The organism is Limnohabitans sp. Rim28 (assembly GCF_000293865.2).
GTDB lineage: Bacteria > Pseudomonadota > Gammaproteobacteria > Burkholderiales > Burkholderiaceae_C > Limnohabitans_A.
This window is the reverse complement of sequence record NZ_ALKN02000006.1, coordinates 76,274-99,225: the sequence shown is the minus strand read 5'-3', so window position 1 is coordinate 99,225 and position 22,952 is coordinate 76,274. Positions and strand designations below refer to the sequence as shown.

At 60.9% G+C, this 22,952-nt stretch carries 24 protein-coding genes; 17 read left to right on the top strand and 7 right to left on the bottom strand.

Annotation, left to right across the window (positions count from 1 at the left end):
• Positions 1–67 precede the first annotated feature (67 nt).
• Together B472_RS08435 and B472_RS17090 are read left to right on the top strand one after the other, a co-directional pair.
• Complete coding sequence (locus tag B472_RS08435) at positions 68–856, top strand: enoyl-CoA hydratase/isomerase family protein (protein WP_040505924.1); 789 nt, start codon at positions 68–70, stop codon at positions 854–856.
• Positions 857–926: 70 nt separating this feature from the next.
• The gene (locus B472_RS17090; RefSeq protein WP_019426782.1) at positions 927–2,087 is read left to right on the top strand and encodes a hypothetical protein; all 1,161 of its coding nucleotides are present in this window, start codon (positions 927–929) and stop codon (positions 2,085–2,087) included.
• A 21-nt stretch (positions 2,088–2,108) separates the two neighbouring features.
• On the opposite strand, the gene B472_RS08425 is transcribed toward B472_RS17090, so the two are convergent.
• From B472_RS08425 to nthA, 4 genes are read right to left on the bottom strand one after another with little or no spacing between them, the layout of a single operon-like run.
• The gene (locus B472_RS08425) at positions 2,109–2,951 is read right to left on the bottom strand and encodes a DMT family transporter (RefSeq protein WP_050995449.1); all 843 of its coding nucleotides are present in this window, start codon (positions 2,949–2,951) and stop codon (positions 2,109–2,111) included.
• Between the two features lie 17 nt (positions 2,952–2,968).
• Positions 2,969–3,370, bottom strand: a complete 402-nt coding sequence (locus B472_RS08420) for a nitrile hydratase accessory protein (protein WP_019426780.1) — start codon at positions 3,368–3,370, stop codon at positions 2,969–2,971.
• Positions 3,371–3,380: 10 nt separating this feature from the next.
• The gene (gene nthB, locus B472_RS08415; RefSeq protein ID WP_019426779.1) at positions 3,381–4,058 is read right to left on the bottom strand and encodes a nitrile hydratase subunit beta; all 678 of its coding nucleotides are present in this window, start codon (positions 4,056–4,058) and stop codon (positions 3,381–3,383) included.
• Positions 4,055–4,714 carry a nitrile hydratase subunit alpha gene (gene nthA, locus B472_RS08410; RefSeq protein WP_040505923.1) on the bottom strand — a complete coding sequence of 220 codons (660 nt, stop codon included), beginning with the start codon at positions 4,712–4,714 and terminating at the stop codon, positions 4,055–4,057. Before nthA ends, nthB begins: the two co-directional genes overlap by 4 nt.
• A gap of 185 nt (positions 4,715–4,899) precedes the next feature.
• On the opposite strand from nthA, the gene yajC reads away from it, so the two are divergent.
• Genes yajC through secF form a run of 3 tightly spaced genes read left to right on the top strand, consistent with a single transcriptional unit; the run spans position 4,900 to position 8,107 of the window.
• On the top strand, positions 4,900–5,232 hold the full coding sequence (yajC, locus tag B472_RS08405) for a preprotein translocase subunit YajC (protein ID WP_019426777.1): 333 nt from the start codon (positions 4,900–4,902) through the stop codon (positions 5,230–5,232).
• A 34-nt stretch (positions 5,233–5,266) separates the two neighbouring features.
• The gene (gene secD, locus B472_RS08400) at positions 5,267–7,144 is read left to right on the top strand and encodes a protein translocase subunit SecD (protein ID WP_019426776.1); all 1,878 of its coding nucleotides are present in this window, start codon (positions 5,267–5,269) and stop codon (positions 7,142–7,144) included.
• Positions 7,145–7,156: 12 nt separating this feature from the next.
• Entirely contained in the window at positions 7,157–8,107 is a 951-nt protein-coding gene (secF, locus tag B472_RS08395; RefSeq protein WP_019426775.1) for a protein translocase subunit SecF, read from the top strand.
• A 97-nt stretch (positions 8,108–8,204) separates the two neighbouring features.
• Here secF and dprA read toward each other — a convergent pair whose 3' ends face one another.
• The gene (gene dprA / locus B472_RS08390; RefSeq protein ID WP_019426774.1) at positions 8,205–9,374 is read right to left on the bottom strand and encodes a DNA-processing protein DprA; all 1,170 of its coding nucleotides are present in this window, start codon (positions 9,372–9,374) and stop codon (positions 8,205–8,207) included.
• 205 nt (positions 9,375–9,579) lie between these two features.
• On the opposite strand from dprA, the gene def reads away from it, so the two are divergent.
• The 5 genes from def to B472_RS08365 all read left to right on the top strand — a co-directional run bounded on the left by def (position 9,580) and on the right by B472_RS08365 (position 13,458).
• Positions 9,580–10,086 carry a peptide deformylase gene (gene def / locus B472_RS08385; RefSeq protein WP_019426773.1) on the top strand — a complete coding sequence of 169 codons (507 nt, stop codon included), beginning with the start codon at positions 9,580–9,582 and terminating at the stop codon, positions 10,084–10,086.
• Positions 10,087–10,108: 22 nt separating this feature from the next.
• On the top strand, positions 10,109–11,083 hold the full coding sequence (gene fmt, locus B472_RS08380) for a methionyl-tRNA formyltransferase (RefSeq protein ID WP_019426772.1): 975 nt from the start codon (positions 10,109–10,111) through the stop codon (positions 11,081–11,083).
• A complete protein-coding gene (locus B472_RS08375; protein ID WP_019426771.1) occupies positions 11,083–11,814 on the top strand; it encodes an AzlC family ABC transporter permease in 732 nt (243 codons plus the stop codon). The genes fmt and B472_RS08375 overlap by 1 nt, the downstream gene beginning before the upstream one ends.
• Positions 11,811–12,146 carry an AzlD domain-containing protein gene (locus B472_RS08370; protein ID WP_019426770.1) on the top strand — a complete coding sequence of 112 codons (336 nt, stop codon included), beginning with the start codon at positions 11,811–11,813 and terminating at the stop codon, positions 12,144–12,146. Before B472_RS08375 ends, B472_RS08370 begins: the two co-directional genes overlap by 4 nt.
• A 118-nt stretch (positions 12,147–12,264) precedes the next feature.
• The gene (locus B472_RS08365; RefSeq protein WP_019426769.1) at positions 12,265–13,458 is read left to right on the top strand and encodes a phosphoglycerate kinase; all 1,194 of its coding nucleotides are present in this window, start codon (positions 12,265–12,267) and stop codon (positions 13,456–13,458) included.
• Between the two features lie 76 nt (positions 13,459–13,534).
• Here the strand turns inward: B472_RS08365 and B472_RS08360 are convergent, their stop codons facing one another.
• Entirely contained in the window at positions 13,535–14,650 is a 1,116-nt protein-coding gene (locus B472_RS08360) for a fatty acid desaturase (protein WP_019426768.1), read from the bottom strand.
• 182 nt (positions 14,651–14,832) lie between these two features.
• Between B472_RS08360 and pyk the strand changes: the two genes are divergently transcribed.
• The 4 genes from pyk (at position 14,833) to B472_RS08340 (ending at position 19,121) form a co-directional block, all read left to right on the top strand.
• Positions 14,833–16,266, top strand: coding sequence for a pyruvate kinase (gene pyk, locus B472_RS08355; protein WP_019426766.1), 1,434 nt, complete (start codon positions 14,833–14,835; stop codon positions 16,264–16,266).
• 142 nt (positions 16,267–16,408) lie between these two features.
• Positions 16,409–17,473: a class II fructose-bisphosphate aldolase gene (gene fba / locus B472_RS08350; protein ID WP_019426765.1), complete on the top strand. Its 1,065-nt coding sequence runs from the start codon at positions 16,409–16,411 to the stop codon at positions 17,471–17,473.
• A 73-nt stretch (positions 17,474–17,546) separates the two neighbouring features.
• A complete protein-coding gene (locus B472_RS08345; RefSeq protein ID WP_019426764.1) occupies positions 17,547–18,455 on the top strand; it encodes a phosphoribosylaminoimidazolesuccinocarboxamide synthase in 909 nt (302 codons plus the stop codon).
• Between the two features lie 144 nt (positions 18,456–18,599).
• Entirely contained in the window at positions 18,600–19,121 is a 522-nt protein-coding gene (locus tag B472_RS08340; RefSeq protein ID WP_019426763.1) for a DUF962 domain-containing protein, read from the top strand.
• A gap of 82 nt (positions 19,122–19,203) precedes the next feature.
• On the opposite strand, the gene trxA is transcribed toward B472_RS08340, so the two are convergent.
• Complete coding sequence (trxA, locus tag B472_RS08335) at positions 19,204–20,157, bottom strand: thioredoxin (RefSeq protein WP_019426762.1); 954 nt, start codon at positions 20,155–20,157, stop codon at positions 19,204–19,206.
• Positions 20,158–20,238: 81 nt separating this feature from the next.
• Here trxA and purE point away from each other — a divergent pair, with 81 nt between their 5' ends.
• From purE to B472_RS08320, 3 genes are read left to right on the top strand one after another with little or no spacing between them, the layout of a single operon-like run.
• The gene (purE, locus tag B472_RS08330) at positions 20,239–20,748 is read left to right on the top strand and encodes a 5-(carboxyamino)imidazole ribonucleotide mutase (protein WP_019426761.1); all 510 of its coding nucleotides are present in this window, start codon (positions 20,239–20,241) and stop codon (positions 20,746–20,748) included.
• Entirely contained in the window at positions 20,745–21,935 is a 1,191-nt protein-coding gene (locus B472_RS08325; RefSeq protein ID WP_019426760.1) for a 5-(carboxyamino)imidazole ribonucleotide synthase, read from the top strand. Before purE ends, B472_RS08325 begins: the two co-directional genes overlap by 4 nt.
• 8 nt (positions 21,936–21,943) lie before the next feature.
• The gene (locus B472_RS08320; RefSeq protein WP_019426759.1) at positions 21,944–22,948 is read left to right on the top strand and encodes an L-threonylcarbamoyladenylate synthase; all 1,005 of its coding nucleotides are present in this window, start codon (positions 21,944–21,946) and stop codon (positions 22,946–22,948) included.
• Positions 22,949–22,952: the final 4 nt, after the last annotated feature.

Genomic DNA, 22,952 nt, shown 5'->3' with positions numbered 1-22,952 from the left:
GGGCGCTGGTCGCCTGCTTCCTACAATCAGGGTGTCTTCGGACACCCTTTTTGTTTTGGACGCCACCATGCACGCAGCTTTTGCCCAGCCTTCAGCCCCCGTTTTGCGCATCGAAGGCGGCGTGGCCACCATCACTTTGAACCGCCCGGCCCAGCGCAACCGTTTGGAAAACGCCGACCTCAAGGCTTTGTTGCTTCACTTTGACACCGTCAACCGCGAACCCGGGGTGCGCGTGCTGGTGTTGACCGCCAACACGGCGGGTCAGCCCCGGCCTGTGTTTTGTGCGGGCTATGACATTGGGGGCTTTGACGAGCCGGGCCACGGATCCACTTTTTTTGAAGAAATTCCGGACACCTTGGCCGCCATGCGCCCGGTGACCATTTGCGCCTTGAACGGCAGTGTCTATGGCGGCGCGACCGATGTGGTGCTGGCATGTGATTTGCGCATTGGCCTGCAGGGCATCGAGTGGCGCATGCCCGCCACCGCTTTGGGCTTGCATTACTACCCCAGCGGTTTGAGGCGCTATGTGGGTCGATTGGGTTTGGCCGGCGCCAAAAGGGCTTTTCTGACGGCGCGGCCTTTCACGGCTCAGCAGCTCGATGCCATGGGCTTGTTCGAGGCGCTGGTGGGGACGGATGATTGGGCGGCAACGCTGCAGTCACTGCTGGACGATGTGTTGGCGCTGGCGCCTTTGGCGGTGGAAGAAACCAAAAAGTCTTTGCGCGAAATCGAAGCCGGACAGGCCGATGAGGCCCGTCTGCGCGAACGCGAGCAAACGAGCAGTCAAAGCCTCGACTTTGCCGAGGGCCGTGCGGCATTTGCCCAGCGACGCCAGCCCGTTTTTGTGGGGCGCTGACCCGCTATCAAGTCAAGCCCCATGCTGCCGATACTGTAGGTGGATGCTTTTTTCTTGGGATGGGTGCGCAATGGGTGCAAGTCGTTGGGTGTGTGGGGTGCTGCTCGGCCTGTGGGTTGCGCCTGTGGCGTGGGCCGGTCAGTATGTGCTGGTGGCGGGCCAGGCCAACACCGTGCCCGTGTCAGCGCGGGTGCTCAATGGCGAGCAGGTGTGCAACCTGGAAATCACCGTCCCCGGCCAGCCGCCTTTTGAGCGCGTGGTGCGGGCGCCCTTTTTTGACACCCGCATCGCGATCACACCCGGCAACGAGGTCTCTGTGCTGGTTCAATGGCGTGGCTTGGCCAGACGCACAGCAGATGGGGTGGTCAACGCCTGCCCCACCCAAGGCGATTTGGCCTTCAATGTGGTCCGTGACAACGCCTTGACGCGGGCGGTGTGGTTGGCCATGTTGGCCCAGCTGTCACCCGCCAAAGCCGAGTGCGTGCGCGTGGGCATGGCCCATGAAAAGATCCGCCCCGAGTGGTTTGACTTCAATGACGCACGCCCCAGTGCCGAGGACCTTCGGATTCAGCAGGTCTTCAACCAATGCGATGCCTTTTTGGCCCGACCCAAAGCGTGGGGGGCTCAGAGCCCAGCGGGCCATGCTTGCACGTTGGCTGGCGGGATCCAAACCCGTTGCGAGGGATTTTTCAGCGCGCAGGTCAACGGCAAAACCCAAGTGATCACCCAAGAGGTGGCCATTCAAATGCAGCTGAGCAAGCAGCCCTGGTCCACGGGTGTGCGAGAAATCGCGGGCGCTAAAAACAAGCGCATCCAAGCAGAGAAAGATCGGGTGGCGCGCTTGGAGGCCGAAGAAGCAGCCAAGATCCAAGCCATTGAAGATGCACGCCTGCGGGCAGAAAAGCAGGTCGAAGACGCCAAGTTGGCCGAACAACGTGCCACCCAAGCCAAAATTGACGCTCTGAAAGCGCAAATTGCGGAGGACAAAATCCGCAAAGAGAAAGAGCGCATTGAAAACCGCAACTGGTTGCTCAAGCAGATGGACAAGTTGACGGGCAATAACCAGCCCGCACCGGCGGAGGATCCCAAGGCGGCGCCTGCGGCCGGCGCTGCGCCAGCAGTCCCTGAGGCGGCACCTGCGGCTGTCCCTGCGGCGGCGGCTTCACCAGCACCTTCGCCCGCACCTGCACCGGTTCCTTCACCCGCACCTGCGCCCGTACCTGCGAAGTGAGGACGTGCTCGCTTGGCGTGTTCAAGTGGATGGCGACGGAGCGCGCCCGGCTGACCAAGTGGTGCCCATCGAGGCGGCCATGACGAGCGCAATGGCCAAGCCTTGAGACAGGCTCAGGTGTTCGGCCAACACCAACCAGCCCGCAAGTGCCCCCACAGCAGGCTCCAAGCTGAGCAAAATGCTGAAGGTGTTTTTGGGCAGGTGGTTGAGCGAGAACATCTCCAGCGCGTAGGGGATGGCACTGGACAGCAAGGCCACGGCCAGGCCTGCCACCAGCCATTGCGGGTCCAGCATGGCCGTGCCCGCATGGAAAATCCCGATGGGGGCCACCACGATGGCGGCGGCCAGCATGCCCATGGGGGTGGCCATGCTGCCGTATCGCTGGGCCACGCGTTGGCCAAACACGATGTACAAAGCCCAGCAAATGCCCGCCGTGAAGGCGAAAAACATGCCCATGGGGTCGAGCGCTGTGGCTGTATCGCCCCCGGGCAGGGGCAGCAACATGGCCAGGCCCGCGATGGCCAGCGTCACCCAGAGCCAGTCGCTGGCTTTTTTGGAGGTCCAGACCGCCACGGCCAGGGGCCCGGTGAATTCGATGGCAATGGCCACGCCAAAGGGAATGGTCTTGATCGCGCTGTAAAACAGCAGGTTCATCACGCCCAGCGTGACGCCGTACAGGCCCAGCGGCAAGGCATCGGCCCAGACCCATTTTCTGCGCCAGGGCCGGAACACCGCCATCAGCATCAGGGTGGCAAAGATGATGCGGTAGGCGGTGGTGCCTTCTGCGCCCAAAGCTGGAAACAGGCTTTTGGCAAAAGAAGTGCCCACGGCCAGCGACACCAGACTGGCCAGCAAGGCCAGCATGGCCCACAAACGCAGGTTCAAGCGGCGCCCCTTTGACGGATGTCCAGCACGATGGCTTGTCCGTGCGGGGTGCGCTCGGCGGCATCGGCCCAGGCGTGTTCCAGATCATGGATTTGCTCAGGGGTGCCCAGCTGGCGCTCGATCACCATTTGCTCCAGCGCGTTCAACCAGTGGGTGTAGTAGAGGCTACCGTCGCTGGCTTCGCCACGCGTTTGGCCCGCAGCAATTTCGCGGGTCAGGGCGGTGGCCCATTCGGGCCAGGTGAAAACACCTTTTTCGTGCAGCTGCAAGGTCATGGCAAAGGCGTGGGCCTGCCAGGGTTCTTCAAACACCGCGCCGTTGTTGGCGGTGGCGGGCATGGGAAAGCCGTCGCCGCAGGCGCGGGCCAGGTCGTTCAGGTCTTGGATGGCGGTGTTCATGGGGCCTTGATCAGGAGGGGATGGCTTCCAAATACGACTCCCAAGCGTCCACGCTCACTTGGTGCCCGGCTTCGGCTTGCGGGCCCCACAGTTCGGTGCCGTCGAACACCACCGTGTAGAGGTGCTCGGCCGTGCCATCAAAAGGCGGCAGCATCTGGTTCACATGCTGGTCGGGCAACACGTGGCTGCCGTGGTGCAGCACCACCGTGCCCACATGGCCGCGCACATAGCGCGGCAAACGGGTGTGGCCTTGTGGGTTCAGGTTCAGAGCGCGCACGCGCTGGCCCACGGTGAAGCGCGGCGCTTGGGTGCTGGGGCGGTCTGCTGGGCTGCCTTTGGCCAGCGCCGCGTCCACCTCGGCGGCTTTGAGCACCCGCACGCCTGCCACGGGCGGCGTGATGGCTTGGCCCTTCGCCAGTTCCTCTTCGGTGATCAAGCCGCGCTCGATCAGCAGCTTTTGCAGTGCTTGGGTCCAGATGGCGTAATAGGGGCCTTGCACATAGTCCAGCGGGGGCAAAGACTCGCGGGCCGAGCGGGCCAGGTCGATGTTCCACAGCCCACTGGCACCCATGGCCACCGTCACGCCTAAAGCGCGGCGCTCCCACTCGCCATGAAACAGCGGCTCGTTGGCTTCGATCTGAACCGGGCCATAGCCTTGCAGGCCGCCCATGTCGTGCACGCCGTTCATGCTGCCTCCAGGGGGTTCAGTGTTGGATTCAAGGCCAAGCCGGTGCCGATCATGGCGTCGCGGGTGACCAGTTTCGCCAGTTGTGCTTCGGTCCACCCCTCGGTGCCTGCCGGGCGCTCAGGCAGCACCAAATAGCGCACTTCGGCGGTGGAGTCCCACACGCGGATGTTTTGCTCCGGCGGCAGGGTCACCCCAAAGTCGGCCAGCACGGCGCGCGGTTCGATCACGGCGCGCGAGCGGTACGCCGCGCTTTTGTACCAAACTGGGGGCAGGCCCAGCACGGGCCAGGGGTAGCAGCTGCACAGGGTGCAGACCACCATGTTGTGGGTGTCGGGTGTGTTGGGCACGGCCACCATGTGCTCGCCCTGGCGGCCGGTGTAGTCCATCGAGGCGATGGCGGCGGTGGCGTCTTTCAGCAGCCAGTCTTTGAATGTTGGGTCAGCCCAGGCGCGGGCCACCACTTTGGCGCCGTTGTGCGGGCCCACATGCACCTCGTAGGTCTCGATGATCCGGTCCACGGCGGCGGGGTCCAGATACCCTTTTTGCGTCAGCAGGGTCTCCAAGGCGCGGACACGCAGGTCGTTCTCGCCCAGGGTGCTGTGTTCGTGGTCATGTGCGTGGTCATGGCCGTGGGGTTGATTGTGTTCAGCGGGCATGGCGGTCTCCTGTCGGGTTGTCTGGGGTTGCGCTTGAGTGCTGCCTGAATATGGCTTCAAGGGGTCTGACCCCGTGCGGCCGGGGCTTTTGGGATCGATCATAGCGCCGCATACAATGGCGGCTTCGCCTGCGAAAGACGTGGGCGACAACTGTTTCAAACCGAATGTGATTTTTTGGAGACCCCATGTTCATCTCTTCAGCTTTTGCCCAAACTGCTCCTGCCGCTGCCTCGGGTGGTGACTTCCAGTCCACCTTGATGAGCATGCTGCCTTTGTTGCTGATGTTCGTGGTTCTTTACTTCGTCATGATTCGCCCCCAGATGAAGAAGCAAAAAGAACACCGCGCCATGATCGATGCCTTGGCCAAGGGCGATGAGGTGGTGACTGCAGGTGGTTTGCTGGGCAAAGTCAGCAAGATCGGCGACGCCTACATTGGCATCGAGATGGCCACTGGCGTTGAAGTTCAAATGCAGCGCAGCGCTGTGGTTCAGGTTTTGCCAAAAGGCACGATCAAGTAATTTCCCCCGATAAAAAGCCTGCACGCGAGCCACCATGAACCGTTACCCGATCTGGAAATACGCGATCCTTGTGATTGCCTTGTTGTTGGGGACGGTGTTCACGCTGCCCAACTTTTTCGGCGAGGCCCCTGCGGTGCAGGTGTCTTCGGGCAAGGCCACGGTCAAGGTGGACAACACCACCTTGCAGCGCGTTGAAGAAGCCCTCAAGACGGCAGGCTTGAATCCGCAGACCTTGGCCCTGGATGGCGCCTCGATCCGTGCCCGCTTTGACACCACCGACAACCAGATCAAGGCCAAGGACGCGATTGAAAAGGCCTTGATTCCAGATGCGAGCAACCCCTCTTTTGTGGTGGCCTTGAATCTGGTGACGAGGTCGCCTGCATGGTTGACCTCGCTGGGTGCGGCCCCCATGTATTTGGGCTTGGACCTGCGTGGCGGCGTGCACTTCATGTTGCAAGTGGACATGCAAGCGGCTTTGACCCAGCGTGTCGAAGCCTTGGTGGGCGATTTGCGCACCACTTTCCGTGAGAAAGACTTGCGCCACGGCGGCATGAGCCGAAGCGGCCAAACCATCGAGATGCGTTTGCGCGACGCCAAGCAGTTGCAGGCCGCCCAAGACCTGATCGCCGCTCAGTTTGCAGACTTGCAAATCAATTCAGTGGCCGATGGCAATGAGTTCCGTTTGACGGCCACCATCAAACCCGAGGCGGCTCGCTTGGTACAGGCGCAGGCCCTCAAGCAAAACATCACCACCTTGCACAACCGCATCAACGAGTTGGGTGTGGCCGAGCCGGTGATTCAGCAACAAGGCCTGGACCGCATCGTGGTGCAGCTGCCCGGCGTGCAAGACACGGCCAAGGCCAAAGACATTTTGGGCCGCACCGCCACCCTGGAGGTGCGCATGGTCGACGAAAGCACCGAAGCCCGTGCTGCCGAACAAGGCGGCATGGTGCCTTTTGGCGCCGAGCGCTACCTGGAGCGCGATGGCCGTCCGCTGATTGTCAAAAAACAAGTGGTGCTCACGGGTGACAACCTGACCGACGCCCAGCCCGGCTTTGACAGCCAGACCCAAGAGCCCGTGGTCAACCTGACCCTGGACGGCAAGGGTGCCCGCATCTTCAAGGACGTGACGCGTGACAACGTGGGCAAGCGCATGGCCATCATCTTGTTCGAAAAGGGCAAGGGCGAAGTGGTGACGGCCCCCGTGATCCGTGCCGAGATCGGTGGCGGCCGGGTGCAGATTTCGGGCCGCATGACCACGGCCGAAGCCAACGACACCGCGCTGCTGTTGCGTGCCGGTTCGCTGGCCGCGCCGATGGAGATCATTGAAGAGCGCACCATTGGTCCGAGCCTGGGTGCCGAGAACATCGCCAAGGGCTTCAACAGCGTGACCTGGGGCTTTGTGGTGATCGTGGCGTTCATGGCGATTTATTACGCCATGTTTGGCGTGTTCTCAGGCATTGCACTGGGCGTCAACTTGCTGTTGTTGGTGGCCGTGCTGTCCTTGCTGCAAGCCACGCTCACTTTGCCCGGCATGGCCGCCATGGCGCTGGCGCTGGGCATGGCCATTGACTCGAACGTGCTGATCAACGAGCGTGTGCGCGAAGAGCTGCGCAACGGCGCCAGCCCGCAAGCGGCCATCCACGCGGGTTATGACCGCGCCTGGTCCACGATTTTGGACTCCAACATCACCACCTTGATCGCGGGCGTGGCTTTGCTCGCCTTTGGCTCCGGTCCGGTGCGGGGTTTTGCGGTGGTGCACTGCATCGGCATTTTGACGAGCATGTTTTCCGCTGTTCTCTTTTCGCGCGGCTTGGTCAACCTTTGGTACGGCGGCAAGAAGAAACTCAAGACAGTGTCCATCGGCACTGTCTGGCGGCCCGAGGCTGGCACTGCGGTGAAAGCCGATTAAGGGGAAAAGACCATGGAATTGTTCAAAATCAGAAAAGACATCCCCTTCATGCGCCATGCTTTGGTGCTGAACGCGGTGTCATTCATCACGTTTTTCTTGGCGGTGTTCTTTTTGTTCAGCAGGGGCTTGCATTTGTCGGTGGAATTCACCGGCGGCACCGTGATGGAAGTGAGTTACAGCCAACCGGCCGATTTGCCCAAAGTGCGCGGCGTGATCTCGGGCTTGGGTTATGCCGAGGTGCAGGTGCAGAACTTTGGCTCGGCGCGTGAAGTGCTGATCCGCCTGCCGGTGCAAAAAGGCGTGACCACGGCCCAGCAAAGCGAGACCGTGCTCAACGCCCTGAAAGCAGCCAACCCCGATGTGACGCTGCGCCGCACCGAGTTTGTGGGGCCTCAAGTGGGCAACGAACTGGTAGAAGACGGCCTGATGGCGCTGGCCTTTGTGGTCGGCGGCATCATGCTGTATTTGGCCATCCGTTTCGAGTGGAAGTTTGCTGTGTCGGCCATCATCGCCAACTTGCACGATGTGATCATCATCTTGGGCTTTTTTGCCTTCTTCCAGTGGGAGTTCTCGCTGGCGGTGTTGGCCGCGGTGTTGGCGGTGCTGGGTTATTCGGTCAACGAGTCGGTGGTGATTTTTGACCGTATTCGTGAGAATTTCCGCCGCTATCGCAAGATGAACACGGTTCAGATCATCGACAACGCGATCACCTCGACCATCAGCCGCACCATCATCACCCACGGCTCCACGCAGATCATGGTGTTGTCCATGTTGCTGTTTGGGGGGGAGACGCTGTACTACTTTGCGCTGGCGCTGACGATTGGCATTTGCTTTGGCATTTATTCATCGGTGTTTGTGGGCGCTGCTGTGGCCATGTGGCTGGGCATCAGCCGCGAAGACATGGTCAAGCCGGTCAAGAAAGACCACGACCCGAACGACGAGAACTCGGGCGCTGTGGTCTGACAGATCATCCGACCGATCCCTCGCACAAAGGCACCTTCGGGTGCCTTTTGTTTTGGGGCAGCGGGTTTGTGGTTGGCCGCTAGCGCTTTTCCTTGGCCTAGGCCGAGCCTATGCGCTGAAACAGCCCTCCCGGCAAGCGGCCGACTTGACCCGCCAGCTCCAGCTCCAGCAGTTGCCCTTGCAGCTGCGCCGTGCTCCACCCGCAGCGGGCTTGCAAGGCGTCGAGGCTCACCGGGTCATGGCCCAGAGCGCGCAGCAGTGAGGGCTCGGCATTTCCTTCTTGGCTTTCAGGGCCATGGCCAGGGGCATTTGAATCGGCGGACAGGTCCAGCGCCTGTTGCGTCAAAAGTGCCGGTATTCGCAGTTCCTCCAGCACGTCTTGCGCCGATTCCACCAGCTTGGCCCCCTGCTTGATCAGCGCGTGGCATCCCTTGGATTGGGTGGCATGGATGGACCCGGGGATGGCCATCACATCGCGGCCTTGTTCGAGGGCTTGCTTGGCGGTGATGAGTGAGCCCGATTGCAAGGCGGCTTCGACCACCAGGGTGGCCTGCGACAGGCCTGCAATCAGTCGATTGCGGCGCGGAAAGTTGGGGGCCAGGGGGGGTGTGCCGAGCGGATACTCACTCAGGACCACGCCATTTTTGGCAATTCGGTGCGCCAGCTCGCGGTGCTGGCGTGGATAGACCCGGTCAAGACCGGTCCCCACCACGGCGATGGTGGCCAGGCCTTGTCCCGTGTGCCCCTGCAAGGCGCCATCGTGTGCCGCGCCGTCCACACCCAGGGCCAGCCCTGAGACGATGGTGAGCCCGCTGGCTGCCAGGCTGCGGGCCAATTCACGCGCATTGTCCGCGCCTTGAGGCGTGGGGTTGCGGCTGCCGACGATGGCCAAGGATTGCTCGGCTTTGAGCGTTGCCAAGTGCGCGGTTTGGCCCATCGCGTAGAACATCAACGGAGGGTCCGGAATGTTCAGCCAGGGTGCCGGGTAGTGGGTGTCCCCCAAAGTGATGACGCGGCAACCCAAAGCGGCATGGGCTTGCAGCCAGTCCACGGTTTCCTGCGTGAGTGCTGCGCACCCCTGCGGCATTTGCACAAGCGCCCGCACTTGGTTGGCATTGACCACTTGGCCCAAAGCGGCCTCGGTTTGCGCAAAGATGGCTTGGGGTTCGCCGAATGCGGCCAGCAGACGCCGTGCGCTTTCGGGGCCGACGCCAGGGGTGAGGCTCAGGCGCAACCAAGCGCCCAATTCGTGGGGGGTGTGTGTCATGCGGTCTCCCTGCGCAGCCCTTGGGGCTGTCTTTGCTTTTTTGTAACAGGACCATTGTGTTGCAAAGACCGGTTGTCGCCAAGTGCGACTTGCCAGAGCGGAAGTGCAAGCGCTTTGTGACGCGACATGGCGCGTTCGATCAGGAGACACTTGTTTTTGGCCAAAATGACCGAAAATACCTGTATTCCATCTGATCCTTTGAACCATGGCCCTGCTCCCCATCCTTTGCTACCCCGACACACGCCTGCACAAGGTGGCCAAACCTGTGCAAGCGGTGGACGCCCGAATTCATGCGCTGATCGATGACATGGTGGAGACCATGTACGAGGCCGGTGGCATTGGCTTGGCCGCAACGCAGATCGATGTGCATGAGCGTTTGGTGGTGATCGACACCTCGGAAGAGCGCAATCAGCCGATGGTGCTGATCAACCCCGAAATCACTTGGATGGGGGATGAGCGCGTCAAAGGCGAAGAGGGTTGCCTGTCGGTGCCCGGTATTTACGATGGCGTGGAGCGCGCCACAAAAGTCAAAATCACGGCCCTTGACCGTGACGGTCAAAGCCGCAGCATTGAGGCGGAGGGCATGCTGGCCATTTGCATCCAGCACGAGATGGACCACCTGATGGGCAAGGTGTTTGTGGAATACCTGTCCCCCCTCAAACAAGGCCGCATCAAGACCAAACTGGTCAAAGCCCAAAAAGCCGAGCGCTGAAGCGCGCTGCCAATTCCCCCACATGCGTCTGATCTTTGCGGGCACGCCCGAATTTGCCCAAGTGGCCATGGCCGCCCTGCACGCCGCAGGCCACGAGGTCGTGTTGGTGTTGACCCAGCCCGACCGGCCTGCCGGGCGCGGTATGAAGCTGCAGCCCTCGCCCGTCAAACAGTGGGCGTTGGACCACGGCGTGGCCGTGGCCCAGCCCCGGAGCCTGCGCTTGGACGGCAAATACCCCGAAGACGCCGTCGCTGCCCGAGACGCTTTGCAGGCGGCGAAGGCAGATGCCATGATCGTCGCCGCTTACGGTTTGATTTTGCCGCAGTGGGTGCTGGACCTGCCCCCCAAGGGTTGTCTGAACATCCACGCGTCTTTGCTGCCGCGTTGGCGCGGCGCTGCGCCCATTCACCGCGCCATCGAGGCGGGAGACACGCAAACCGGCATCACCATCATGCAGATGGACGCGGGCTTAGACACCGGCGACATGCTGTTGGTTCTGCCCTGCGCCATTGCGCCCAGCGACACCACCGCCGTGCTGCACGACCGCTTGGCCGAGCTGGGCGGTCAGGCCATCGTGCAGGCCCTGGCGCATCTAGACGCCTTGCCCCGACAAGTGCAACCCTCTGAAGGCGTGAATTACGCGCACAAGATCGACAAATCCGAAGCCGCCATCGACTGGACATTGAGCGCCGAGGTGCTGGCGCGGCGCATCCGGGCGTTTGACCCGTTTCCAGGCATGACCGTGCCGCTGGCCATGGCCGCGGGTGTGGAAACCCTCAAGTTGTGGCAAGCCGTGGCCGAAGTGGCGGAAGGCCAAGCGCCAGCCGGTGCACCGCCGGGCACGGTGCTCAGCGCCGATGCTTCGGGTGTGCGTGTGGCCTGCGGCGAAGGCCTGCTGTGCCTGACCCAGTTGCAGCGCCCCGGCGGTAAACGCCTGAGTGCTGCCGACTTTTTGCGTGGCTGCCCCTTGCAGCCCGGTCAGCGCTGGGTGGCCTGATGTTTTTTCGGCCAACGCTTTACCGCGACCCCGAGTTTTGGCAAGGCTTGCGCGACTTGGCCCCCCAAGCGCCAGGTGTGGCGGCTTGGGGCTTGATGACGGGCGTTGCCATGGTCAAGTCGGGCATGAGTGTCTTTGAAGCTGTGGCCATGACCATGCTGGTGTTTGCGGGCAGCTCACAACTGGCGGCGATTCCACTCTTGGTGGCTGGCGCCCCGGCTTGGGTGATTTTGGCGACTGGTTTTTGTGTGAACCTGCGTTTTGTGGTGTTCAGCTTGCATTTGCGGCCCTACCTCATGCACCTGCCGCGCTGGCAGCGCATGTGCCACGGTTATTTCACCGCTGACATCAGTTATGTGTTGTTCACACAGCGCTTTGCAAAGCCCGGTGAAACCGATACCGAGCGCACGGGCCAAGAGGCCTATTTGGCGGGCAACTATTTTCTGAATTGGAGCAGTTGGATCGTGGCCAGCCTGTTGGGCATCGGCTTGGCCAACCTGATCCCTCCAGAGTGGGGCTTGGGTTTTGCGGGCATTTTGTGTCTGCTCGGCATCCAGTGTTCGCTGGCCAGCTCGCGCATGCGCATTTTGTCGGCAGCTGTGGCGGGGGTGGCGGCGGTGGTGGCCTACCACTTGCCGCTCAAGCTCAATATTGTGGTGGCGATTGCGGTGGCGGTGATCTTGTGCCTGACGGTTGAAAAAATCCGGCCAATACCCAAGGCGGCTGTGTGAACGAGACCGACCTGTGGACCATGACCGTCATCGTGGGCCTCGCCGTGGTCACGGTGGTGGCGCGCAGTTTCTTCTTTATTTCCAGCCAGTCCTGGCAATTGCCTGATTGGGCTCAACGCGGCTTGCAGTACGCGCCCATCGCGGCATTGTCGGCCGTTGTCATTCCCGAGATCATCACGGTGCAAGGCGAGTTGGTCAGCACTTGGCAAGATGCTCGCCTTTATGCGGCTGTGGTGGGAGTGTTTGCTTACTTTTGGCGGCGTGATGTGCTGATCACCATCCTTGCGGGGATGGCGGTTTACTTGCCTTTGCGCTTGGGTCTGGGTTGGTAGAGCTTGACCCAGCCCGACGGAATGTGAGTGGTTGTTTACATTTGGGGTGCTGTCAGTCCTCGTCAGGCGCTGCTTTTAAAATACCCCCCAATTTCCCAGATACAGGACAAGTTTCCCCATGAATGTCATTCGTTTTTCAGATCTGTGCGCCAGTGGCCAAGCGGCTGGACAACGTGTTTTCATTCGAGCTGACCTGAACGTGCCTCAAGCGGGCGATGGCCGCATCACCGAGGACACCCGCATCCGTGCCAGCGTGCCTTGTATTCAGATGGCTTTGGACGCTGGGGCTGCAGTGATGGTGACCTCTCATTTGGGTCGTCCGACCGAAGGCGCTTTCAAATCCGAAGACTCCTTGGCCCCAGTGGCGCAGCGCCTGAGTGAGCTTTTGGGCCGCAGTGTTGACCTGCGCGCGAACTGGGTGGACGGCGTGGCTGTGGCACCCGGCCAAGTGGTGCTGCTCGAAAACTGCCGCGTCAACAAGGGCGAGAAGAAAAATGACGAAGCGCTGGCCCGCAAAATGGCCGCCCTGTGCGACATCTATGTGAACGATGCCTTTGGCACCGCGCACCGCGCCGAAGGCACGACCTATGGCATTGCCCAGTTCGCGCCCATCGCCTGTGCCGGGCCGTTGTTGGCTGCCGAAATCGATGCCATTGGCAAGGCGCTGGAAGCGCCTAAACGGCCATTGGTCGCCATCGTGGCCGGCTCCAAGGTCAGCACCAAGTTGACCATTTTGAAGAGCCTTGCGCAAAACGTGGACCAGTTGATCGTGGGCGGCGGTATCGCCAACACCTTCATGCTGGCTGCGGGTTTGAAGATTGGCAAGAGCCTGGCCGAAGCCGATCTGGTGGGCGAGGCCAAAGCGGTCATTGAGGCCATGAAGGCGCGTGGCGCCGAAGTGCCGATCCCCACCGATGTGGTCACGGCCAAGACGTTTGCCGCTGATGCGGTTGCCACCATCAAAAAAGCCACCGACGTGGCCGACGATGACCTGATTTTGGACATTGGCCCAGAGACCGCGGCCAAGCTGGCCACGCAACTCAATCAGGCGGGCACCATCGTGTGGAATGGACCTGTGGGCGTTTTCGAGTTTGCGGCTTTTGAAAATGGCACCAAAGTGATTGCGCACGCGATTGCCGAGTCCAAGGCATTCAGCATCGCAGGTGGCGGGGACACCTTGGCCGCGATTGCCAAGTACGGCATCGAAAAGCAGGTGGGTTGCATCTCGACCGGCGGCGGCGCATTTCTCGAAATTCTGGAGGGCAAGGTGCTCCCAGCATTTGAAATTTTGGCCAAACGCGCAGCCCACTGATCTTCGATCTGTCCAACCATTGACCGCCACAAAAAACCCCGCAATGCGGGGTTTTTTGTGGACCCATCATGGGCTTTTAAGTTTGGGCAGCGGGCGGCAGGTTGCCCCTGACCGGGCTGGTCATGTTGCCCTTGAAGTCGGTCCAACATTCGCGGCTGAAATCGTACATTTTGCAGTTCTTGGCGGTTTCGAAGTACCACTTCCAGCTGAAGGCTTGGACGATGATGCGACCCGGCAGCATTTCTTCCAATTTGGATTGGGCTTGCTTCAAGCGGTAGAGGGGGATGCTCATGTCCACGTGGTGCGCCGTGTGCTCCATGATGTGGTGCATCATGCCGCCGATGTTGAACGGGAAGGTCAGGTGCACGGTGGTCGACACAAATGGCGCGGCTTTGGTCCAAGCAGCTTTGTTGTCATGCCAGGACACCTTGACGTGGGTGTGGTGCACATAGACCACGAATCCGATCATGGTGTTCCAGCCAAAGAACGGGATCAACACACCCATCAGCAAGGACAACCAGACCGATTGCCCGGTGTAGGCCGCTGCTGCAGCAACGGTACCCATCCAAAAAGCGCCAAACAAACTCACCAACAAACTGTCTTTGAAAAAGATCGGACGGCGAGTGGGCATGTGGGTCTTGTTGGGGAAGAACTCGCGCTTCCACCAAATTTCAATCATGTAATAAAGGCCCGGTGCCCAGCCGCTGCGGTAGGCGCGTTGCAGCAAACGCTGCACAGGGTTGAGGGCGGCAAATTCTTCGGCCGTCAGGGGCGTCCAGACAAAGTCCACGCCTTTGAGGTTGGTGTAGCCATGGTGCACCACGTTGTGGCCTGTGTCCCACAAGCTGTAGGGGGTGAGGGATGGCAAAAATGCAATGCGACCCAACACTTTGTTCAATTCGCGGTGAGGCGTGAGGCTTTGGTGACAGGCGTCATGGCCAATCACAAACAAGCGGCCAATCACAAAGCCAGCCATGGCGCCACACAGCAACTTGACCCAGATGGCGTCAAATGCCACCGTGGCCGCGATCAATGCAAAAAACAGGGCGTAGTCAAAAGCCAACAGCACCAATGCACGCACGGTGCTGCGTTGCGACAACGGGGTCAACCATTCGCGCAGCGTTTTGCGGTGCGGTAGGGGTTGGTCCAGCGCAATGGGCTGATCGACGGGCGGGGTGTGTAAGGCAGTCATGACGCTCAAATGTGAATCGGGCAAGCAGGAGTTTAGTCGGCAAGCCTTTTCATGGGCCTGACAGAGATCAATTCAAGGGCTTTGCTTGGGGTTAAGGGGCCGTTGTTCCGCAAATTCCTGAAAGAGACAGCGCTGTCTCTTTTTCGTGTGAGAATCGAAATCCAATAAATGGAGATCTCCGAATGCCCCGTCGCGCCACCAAGATTGTTGCCACTTTAGGCCCTGCTTCCAGCGACCCAGCGCTGCTCGAAGCCATGATCCGCGCCGGGGTGAACGTGGTTCGCCTTAATTTCAGCCACGGCAAAGCGCAAGACCATGTGGACCGTGCCCGCTTGGTGCGCGAAGCCTCCCAGCGTGCCGGGCGTGAGGTGGCCATCATGGCCGACCTGCAAGGCCCCAAGATCCGTGTGGGCAAGTTTGTCGAAGGCAAAGTCATGCTGGAGCCGGGAGCGGCTTTCGTATTGGACGCCTCGCGCACCGAGTTGGGTGACATTCACGGTGTGGGCCTCGATTACAAAGAGTTGCCGCGAGACGTGAAGGCGGGCGATGTCCTGCTGCTCAACGATGGCTTGATTGTGCTGACGGTCAACGCCGTCAAGGGCGAGCAAGTGCACACCACGGTCAAACTGGGCGGTGAGCTGTCCAACAACAAGGGCATCAACAAGCAAGGCGGTGGCCTCACTGCGCCGGCCTTGACGGCCAAGGACATGGACGACATCAAAACCGCCATGAGTTTCCAAGCCGACTATGTGGCGGTGAGCTTTCCTAAAAACGCCACCGATATGGAAATGGCCCGTCAGCTGTGCAACGTGGCGGGGGCCGAATATGGCCATAAGCCTGGCCTGATTGCCAAGATCGAACGTGCTGAAGCCATTCCTCACCTTGAAGCCATCCTCAAAGCCAGCGACGGCATCATGGTGGCCCGGGGCGATTTGGCGGTCGAGGTGGGCAATGCCGCCGTACCTGCCCTGCAAAAACGCATGATCAAGCTGGCCAAGGTGCACGACAAGGTGGTCATCACCGCCACCCAGATGATGGAAAGCATGATCACCAACCCGGTGCCCACCCGTGCTGAAGTGTCTGACGTGGCCAACGCTGTACTGGACGGCACCGATGCCGTGATGCTCAGCGCCGAGACCGCTGCGGGCAAGTTTCCGCTCGAAACGGTGGAGGAAATGGCCAAGATCTGTGAGGCGGCTGAAAACGCCGAAGACCCGACGTTGGATGCTGATTTCAAAGGTCAGACTTTCAGCCGCATTGACCAGTCGATCGCCATGGGCGCTTTGTTCACCGCCCACCATTTGGGCGCCAAAGCCATCGTGGCCATGACCGAATCGGGCTCGACAGCCCTTTGGATGAGCCGCCACCGGGTGCACATTCCCATTTATGCATTGACGACCAAGCTGAACTCGCAGCGCAAGATGGCGCTTTACCGCAATGTGCGCCCCTTGTTGATGGACACCAGCGCTGACCGTGACACGGCCTTGGCCGAAGCCGAGGCGCACCTCAAAAGCCGCAACATTGTGGGCACGGGCGACGTGTATGCCATCACCTGCGGTGAGCCCATGGGTTCACCCGGCGGCACCAACATGCTGCAAATCTGCAAAGTGGCTTGAGCACGCATGGGCCTGATTGGCCCTCTTTTGAGAGCCTGACTCAGCCCCCGATCTGACCGAAGCCTATAAAATTCGGATCAGTCTGACGCCGAATGTTGTACCGGCGCGTTCAATTTTTCAAACTTCCCGGGAAATCACCACCATGGCACTCGTTTCAATGCGCGAGCTGCTGGACCATGCGGCCGTCAACGGCTACGGCATTCCAGCTTTCAACGTCAACAACCTCGAGCAGGTCCAGGCCGTCATGATGGCGGCCGACGAAGTTGGCGCCCCGGTCATCTTGCAAGCCAGCGCCGGCGCTCGCAAATACGCCGGTGAGCCTTTCATCAAGCATCTGATCCAAGCCGCCACAGAGCAGTGGCCACACATTCCCTTGGTCATGCACCAAGACCATGGCCAAAGTCCAGCCATTTGCCAGGGCGCGATGAACTTGGGTTTTTCGTCGGTGATGATGGACGGCTCTTTGCTCGAAGACGGCAAAACCCCGGCCGACTTTGCCTACAACGTGGATGTGACCCGCCGCGTGGTGGACATGGCCCACAAGTTGGGCGTCTCGGTGGAAGGCGAGTTGGGCTGCCTGGGCAACCTCGAAACGGGTGAAGCCGGTGAAGAAGATGGCATTGGTGCGGTCGGCAAGCTTGACCACAGCCAGATGCTGACCGACCCTGAAGAAGCCGCCCAGTTCGTCAAAGCCACGGGTCTGGATGCGCTGGCCATCGCGATTGGCACCAGCCATGGCGCTTACAAGTTCAGCCGCAAACCCACGGGCGACATTTTGGCCATCAGCCGCGTCAAAGAAATCCACCAGCGCATCCCCAGCACCCACTTGGTGATGCACGGCTCGTCCAGCGTGCCACAAGAACTGTTGGCCATGATCAACCAGTACGGTGGCAAGATGAAAGAAACCTACGGCGTGCCGGTCGAAGAGATTCAAGAAGCCATCAAGCACGGCGTGCGCAAGATCAACATCGACACCGACATCCGTTTGGCCATGACCGCCGCTTGCCGCAAGTTTTTGTTCGAAAACCCTGACAAGTTCGATGCCCGCGAATGGCTCAAGCCCGCCCGCGAGGCTGCCAAGCAAATTTGCAAGCAGCGCTACCTGGAGTTCGGCTGCGAAGGCCAGGCCCCCAAGATCAAGGGCGACAACCTGCAGGTGGTGGCGGCCCGTTATGCACGCGGTGAATTGGCCCAAGTGGTGAACTGAGCCTGCGATAATTCGCCCGAATGGCCCGTTGACTGTTCAACGGGCCTTTTCTTTTTTGCTGGACTGTTTTTCCATGACTTCTGCGCTTCACACCTCGGCCTTGACTTCCTTGCCTTTGCTGGCGCGAGGCAAGGTGCGTGACAACTATGCCGTGGGCGACGACCGCATCTTGATGGTGGCGTCTGACCGCATCAGCGCGTTTGATGTGATCATGGGCGAGCCGATTCCGGGCAAGGGTGTGCTGCTCACGCAAATGGCGCTGTTCTGGTTTGACCAACTCGGCCCCAAAGGCCTCAACATCTGCCCGATTCACTTGACGGGCGAAGCCCCCGAGAGCGTGGTGAGCGCTGTCGAGGCACCGCAGGTCACGGGCCGCGCCATGTTGGTCAAGCGTCTCCAACCCATTCCTGTCGAGGCGGTGGTGCGCGGCTATCTGGCCGGCAGCGGCTGGAAGGAATACCAAGACAACCAGGCTGTTTGCGGTGTGAAATTGCCCTCGGGGCTGAAAAATGCCAGCCGCCTGCCAGAGCCCATCTATACCCCTGCGGCCAAAGCTGCGGTGGGTGAGCACGACGAGAACATCACCTTCGAGCAAACCGTGGCCATGATCGGGGCCGATTTGGCCACCCGCATCCGCGACATCAGCATCCAGCTTTACAAAGCCGCGCGTGACATCGCCGCCACCAAGGGCATCATCATTGCCGATACCAAGTTCGAGTTTGGCCTCGATGCCGACGGCACACTGGTGCTGATGGACGAAGTGCTGACGCCCGACTCCTCGCGTTACTGGCCAGCCGACAGTTATGCAGAAGGCGCCAACCCGCCCAGTTACGACAAGCAGTTTTTGCGTGACTGGCTGGAGACCGCCTTGGTCAATGGCAAGCCGTGGGACAAGACCCCACCCGCACCGCGCTTGCCGCGAGAGGTGATCGAAAAGACCGCCGCCAAGTACGAAGAGGCGATGAAAAAGCTGATGGCTTGACGGCCTGCGGCTTGTTGCACCAGGTTTGTCTAATGGAAATCACCCTTGACGGGTGGTTGAAGCACTTCAAAATATCTGTTCCCTTCGACTGTTGTGGTGGCTCTGAGAAGAACGGCCCAAGCTCAGTTTTCCTTGGAGTCAGGCATGCAACTTTTTCGACCCGCCAGCCAGTTGATGGCGCAGTACGCCCAATACCACCGCAGTCGCCGCAACATTGCCACCCATTTGGTGGGCATTCCTTTGATCGTTTTTTCCATCGGTGTTTTGTTGCAAGGCCCAACATGGGTGTTGGGAGGACTGCCTTTGACCCTGGCCTGGTTTTTTTGGGGTCTGACAAGCCTGTGGTACCTCAGTCGGGGCAACGTCTTGTTGGGGCTGGCCACCGTCTTGGTCAATGGGGTTTTGATCGGTTTGGCGCATGAGCTGCCGGTCTGGCTATCGGCCTGGGGCTGGCCTGTTTGGCAGGTCGGCTTGGGGGTGTTTGCGATCGGCTGGTTCTTGCAGTTCGTTGGCCATTACTTTGAAGGCCGCAAGCCCGCTTTTGTGGACGACCTTTCAGGCCTGCTGGTCGGCCCCATGTTTGTGGTGGGTGAGGTGCTCATGTGGGCCGGGTTGTTGCAGCGCATGCGCATGGACATTGAGCGCCAGGCAGGGGCCACCCGCTGAGTGTGTTGGCGGCGTTGTCGTGAAAAAGCCCGGTTAGCCTGCATCGCAGCAGCTGGGCCGGGCTTGGGGTGTGGGGCTGTGCTCAGTTCAGCATCATGCTCAGCTTGCGCCGGTAGCTCGAGATCATCGCCATGTGCGGATCTTCCTGCAAGGCGGCTTTGCCCATCAATTCGATGCCGCCGGCTGATTTGCCCGTCGCGTCTTGCGTTTTGGGCTTGGGTGGTGTCATCAGCTCGAGCAGGGCGACAAAGGTTTTGCGCGGGGCTTCGTCGTCCCATTTCTTGTCGCGCATGATGATTTCGAGCAACTCGTCCATGGCCGCTTCCCATTGGCCAATGGCGATCAGCAATCGGCTTTTGGCAAAGCGGGCCTCAAAGTCGCGTTTGTTCTGGGCGATCAAGGCATCAAACTGATCCAGTTCCCACTGACCACGCGGGTCGTTGGTGACGAATTCCAGGGCGTTGAGCCACTGGGTTTGGGCCTCAAAGCGCAAAGGCACCGGAATGCGGCTCATGGCCGGGGCCAGCAAGGCGGCGGCTTCGGCCAGTTCACCCAAACCAATCAGCAGTTTGACCAGGTCAAAGCGTGCATCGTCGTTGCCGGGGTCGGTGGCCAAGGCTTGTTCCAAGGCGGCACGGGCGCTGTCGGCATCACCGGCTTGCAGGTGCTCTTGGGCTTCGTTGGCGGCAGCTTGTGCCTGCAGTTCTTCGGCGGCGGGCAGGTGTTTGTCCAGGAATTGCTTGACCTGGCCTTCGGGCAAAGCACCCATGAAACCATCCACAGGCTGGCCATTTTTCAGCAACACGCAGGTCGGGATGCTTTTGATGCCAAAGGCCTGGGCCAGTTGCTGCTCTTGGTCAGAGTCGATTTTGACCAATTTGAAGCGTCCCTCATAGGCGGCCTCCACCTTTTCAAGGACAGGACCCAGCGATTTGCAAGGGCCGCACCAAGGGGCCCAAAAGTCCACCAGCACGGGCGTGGTCATGGAGGCTTCGATGACCTCGGCTTCAAAGTTTTGTATCGTGACGTCCATCATGGCGGGCAGTGTTCCGGGTTGTGTTTCGTCTCCAGATGAAGCGAAACCTTAAAATTCAAGATTGATCACGAAAAGCACCCAATGACTCAAGCGCTCATCGGCGTCGTCATGGGTTCCAGCTCCGACTGGGACACCATGCAGCACGCAGTCCAGATTCTCCAACAGTTTGGCATCCCTCACGACGCCCGCGTGGTTTCGGCCCACAGAATGCCGGACGATATGTTTGCGTATGCACAGAGCGCGGCCGAGCGGGGCCTGCAAGCCATCATCGCGGGCGCGGGCGGCGCGGCCCACCTGCCCGGCATGATCGCGGCCAAAACCGTGGTGCCTGTACTCGGTGTGCCGGTGCAAACCAAGGCGCTGTCGGGCGTGGATTCGCTGCACAGCATCGTGCAAATGCCCAAAGGTGTGCCGGTGGCCACCTTTGCCATTGGCGCAGCCGGTGCGGCCAATGCGGCTTTGTTTGCGGTGGCCATGTTGGCCAACAACGACCCGGCCTTGCGCGCCAAGCTCGAGGCTTTCCGCGCCGAACAAACCGCCATGGCCCGCGCCATGACGCTTCCTCCCGTTTCACCAACAGGTGCCGCATGAGCCGCGCCATTTTGCCGGGTGCCATGGTCAATGGGCAGATGGCCACTTTGGGCGTGATGGGCGGCGGCCAGCTGGGTCGCATGTTTGTGCATGCGGCGCAGGCCATGGGCTACTTCACGGTGGTGCTCGACCCTGATGTGGCCAGCCCTGCCGGACGGGTCAGCCACCACCACATCCAAACCGACTACTTGGACGAGCAGGGTCTGGCCCAGCTGATGCAGCGTTGCGCTGCGATCACCACCGAATTTGAAAACGTGCCCGCACCTGCCTTGCTGACCTTGGGCGCACACCGCCCAGTAGCCCCGGCATCCGAGTCGGTGGCCATTGCGCAAGATCGCGCCGCCGAAAAAGCCCACTTTGTGCGCTGCGGTGTGCCGGTGGCCCCGCATGCCGTGATTGAGAAGGGCAGTCAGTTGGCCGCTGTGAGCGACGATTTGCTGCCGGGCATCTTGAAAACCTCGCGCATGGGCTATGACGGCAAGGGCCAGATCCGTGTGAAGACCCGTGAAGAATTGGAGGCCGCTTGGAATCAGCTCAAGAACGTGCCTTGCGTGCTTGAAAAAATGTTGCCCCTGCAGGCCGAGTGTTCGGTCATTGTGGCGCGTGGCGCCGATGGGCAGATGGTGAGTTTTCCGGTGCAACTGAATTTGCACCGCGACGGCATTTTGGCCGTGACCAGTGTTTACGAGGGTGCTGTGCCCACCGATGTGGCGGCGCAAGCCGTGGCCGCCACCCGCGCCATTGCCGAAGGTCTGAACTACGTGGGCGTGCTCTGCGTGGAGTTTTTCATGCTCGAAGGCGGTCAGCTGGTCGTGAATGAAATGGCTCCGCGCCCTCACAACAGCGGCCACTACACCATGAACGCCTGCGACCAGTCGCAGTTTGAGCTGCAAGTGCGCACGCTGGCGGGCTTGCCACTCACGCAGCCGCGCCAACACGCTGCGGCCATCATGCTCAACCTCCTGGGCGATTTGTGGCCCGAAGTCACGCCCACCGGCAAAGGTCCGACCAGCCCCGCCTGGGGCCAAGTGCTGGCGCTGCCTGGCACGCATTTGCACCTGTACGGCAAGCTGTCTGCGCGCCCTGGTCGCAAGATGGGGCACTTGAACATCACCGGGGCTACGCCCGAGGCCGTGCGCGCTACCGCCTTGCAAGCGGCTGCCCTGCTCGGCATTGAAGCGTTTTAAAGTCCACCATGATCCTGAGTGCCTCCCATGCTGCCATCGCGCAGGCTGCACAAGCTTTGCGTGACGGCCATTTGGTCGGCCTTCCCACCGAGACCGTGTACGGCCTGGCGGCCAACGCCACCGACGATGCGGCGGTGGCGAAAATCTTTGTGGCCAAGGGCCGCCCAGCCGATCACCCCTTGATCGTGCATGTGGCCAGTGTGGACCAAGTGCCCTTGTTTGCTTTGGAAATGCCCGAATTTGCAAATCGTTTGATGCGGGCGTTCTGGCCTGGCCCACTGACCTTGATCCTGCCGCGCCAACGTGGCGTGGCGACGGCCTCGGCCGGCGGTCAAGACTCCATCGGTTTGCGTTGCCCTTCGCACCCGGTAGCGCAGGCTTTGTTGCGGGCCTGCCTGCCCTTGGGCGTGCTGGGCGTCTCTGCCCCCAGCGCCAACCGATTCGGCCGTGTGAGCCCCACCTGCGCCGAGCATGTGCAGTCCGAGTTAGGCCCCGATTTGTTGATTCTGGATGGCGGCGACTGCGCGGTGGGCATCGAGTCCACCATCATCGATTGCACCCGTGGCGAGCCGGTGCTGCTGCGCCCCGGACAACTCACGCGGGCGCAGATTGAGGCCGCATGCGGCCGCGCCGTGCTGGACAAAGATGCGCCGCAAGAGGTCATGGGCCAAGCCGCGCCGCGCGCCTCGGGCACGCTTGAATCGCATTACGCGCCCCGCGCCAAGGTGCGGCTGATGGCGGCGCAAGACATCACGGCCAAACTGCAGGCCTTGGGTCCTCACGCCAACAACTTGGGCGTGTGGTGCACCGAACGACCGGCGAGCGAGCAGGGCATGGGGGCAGGTGTGTTGTGGCGCCGCCAAGCCACCACAGCCGAGCAAGCCGCGCACGACTTGTTCGGTGTGTTGCGTGATCTGGACGCCCGGGGCGTCTCGCAAATCTGGGTCCAGCAGCCGCCCGACACGCCTGAGTGGGAAGGCGTGCGGGACAGGCTGCAGCGGGCGGCAGCCTGAATGG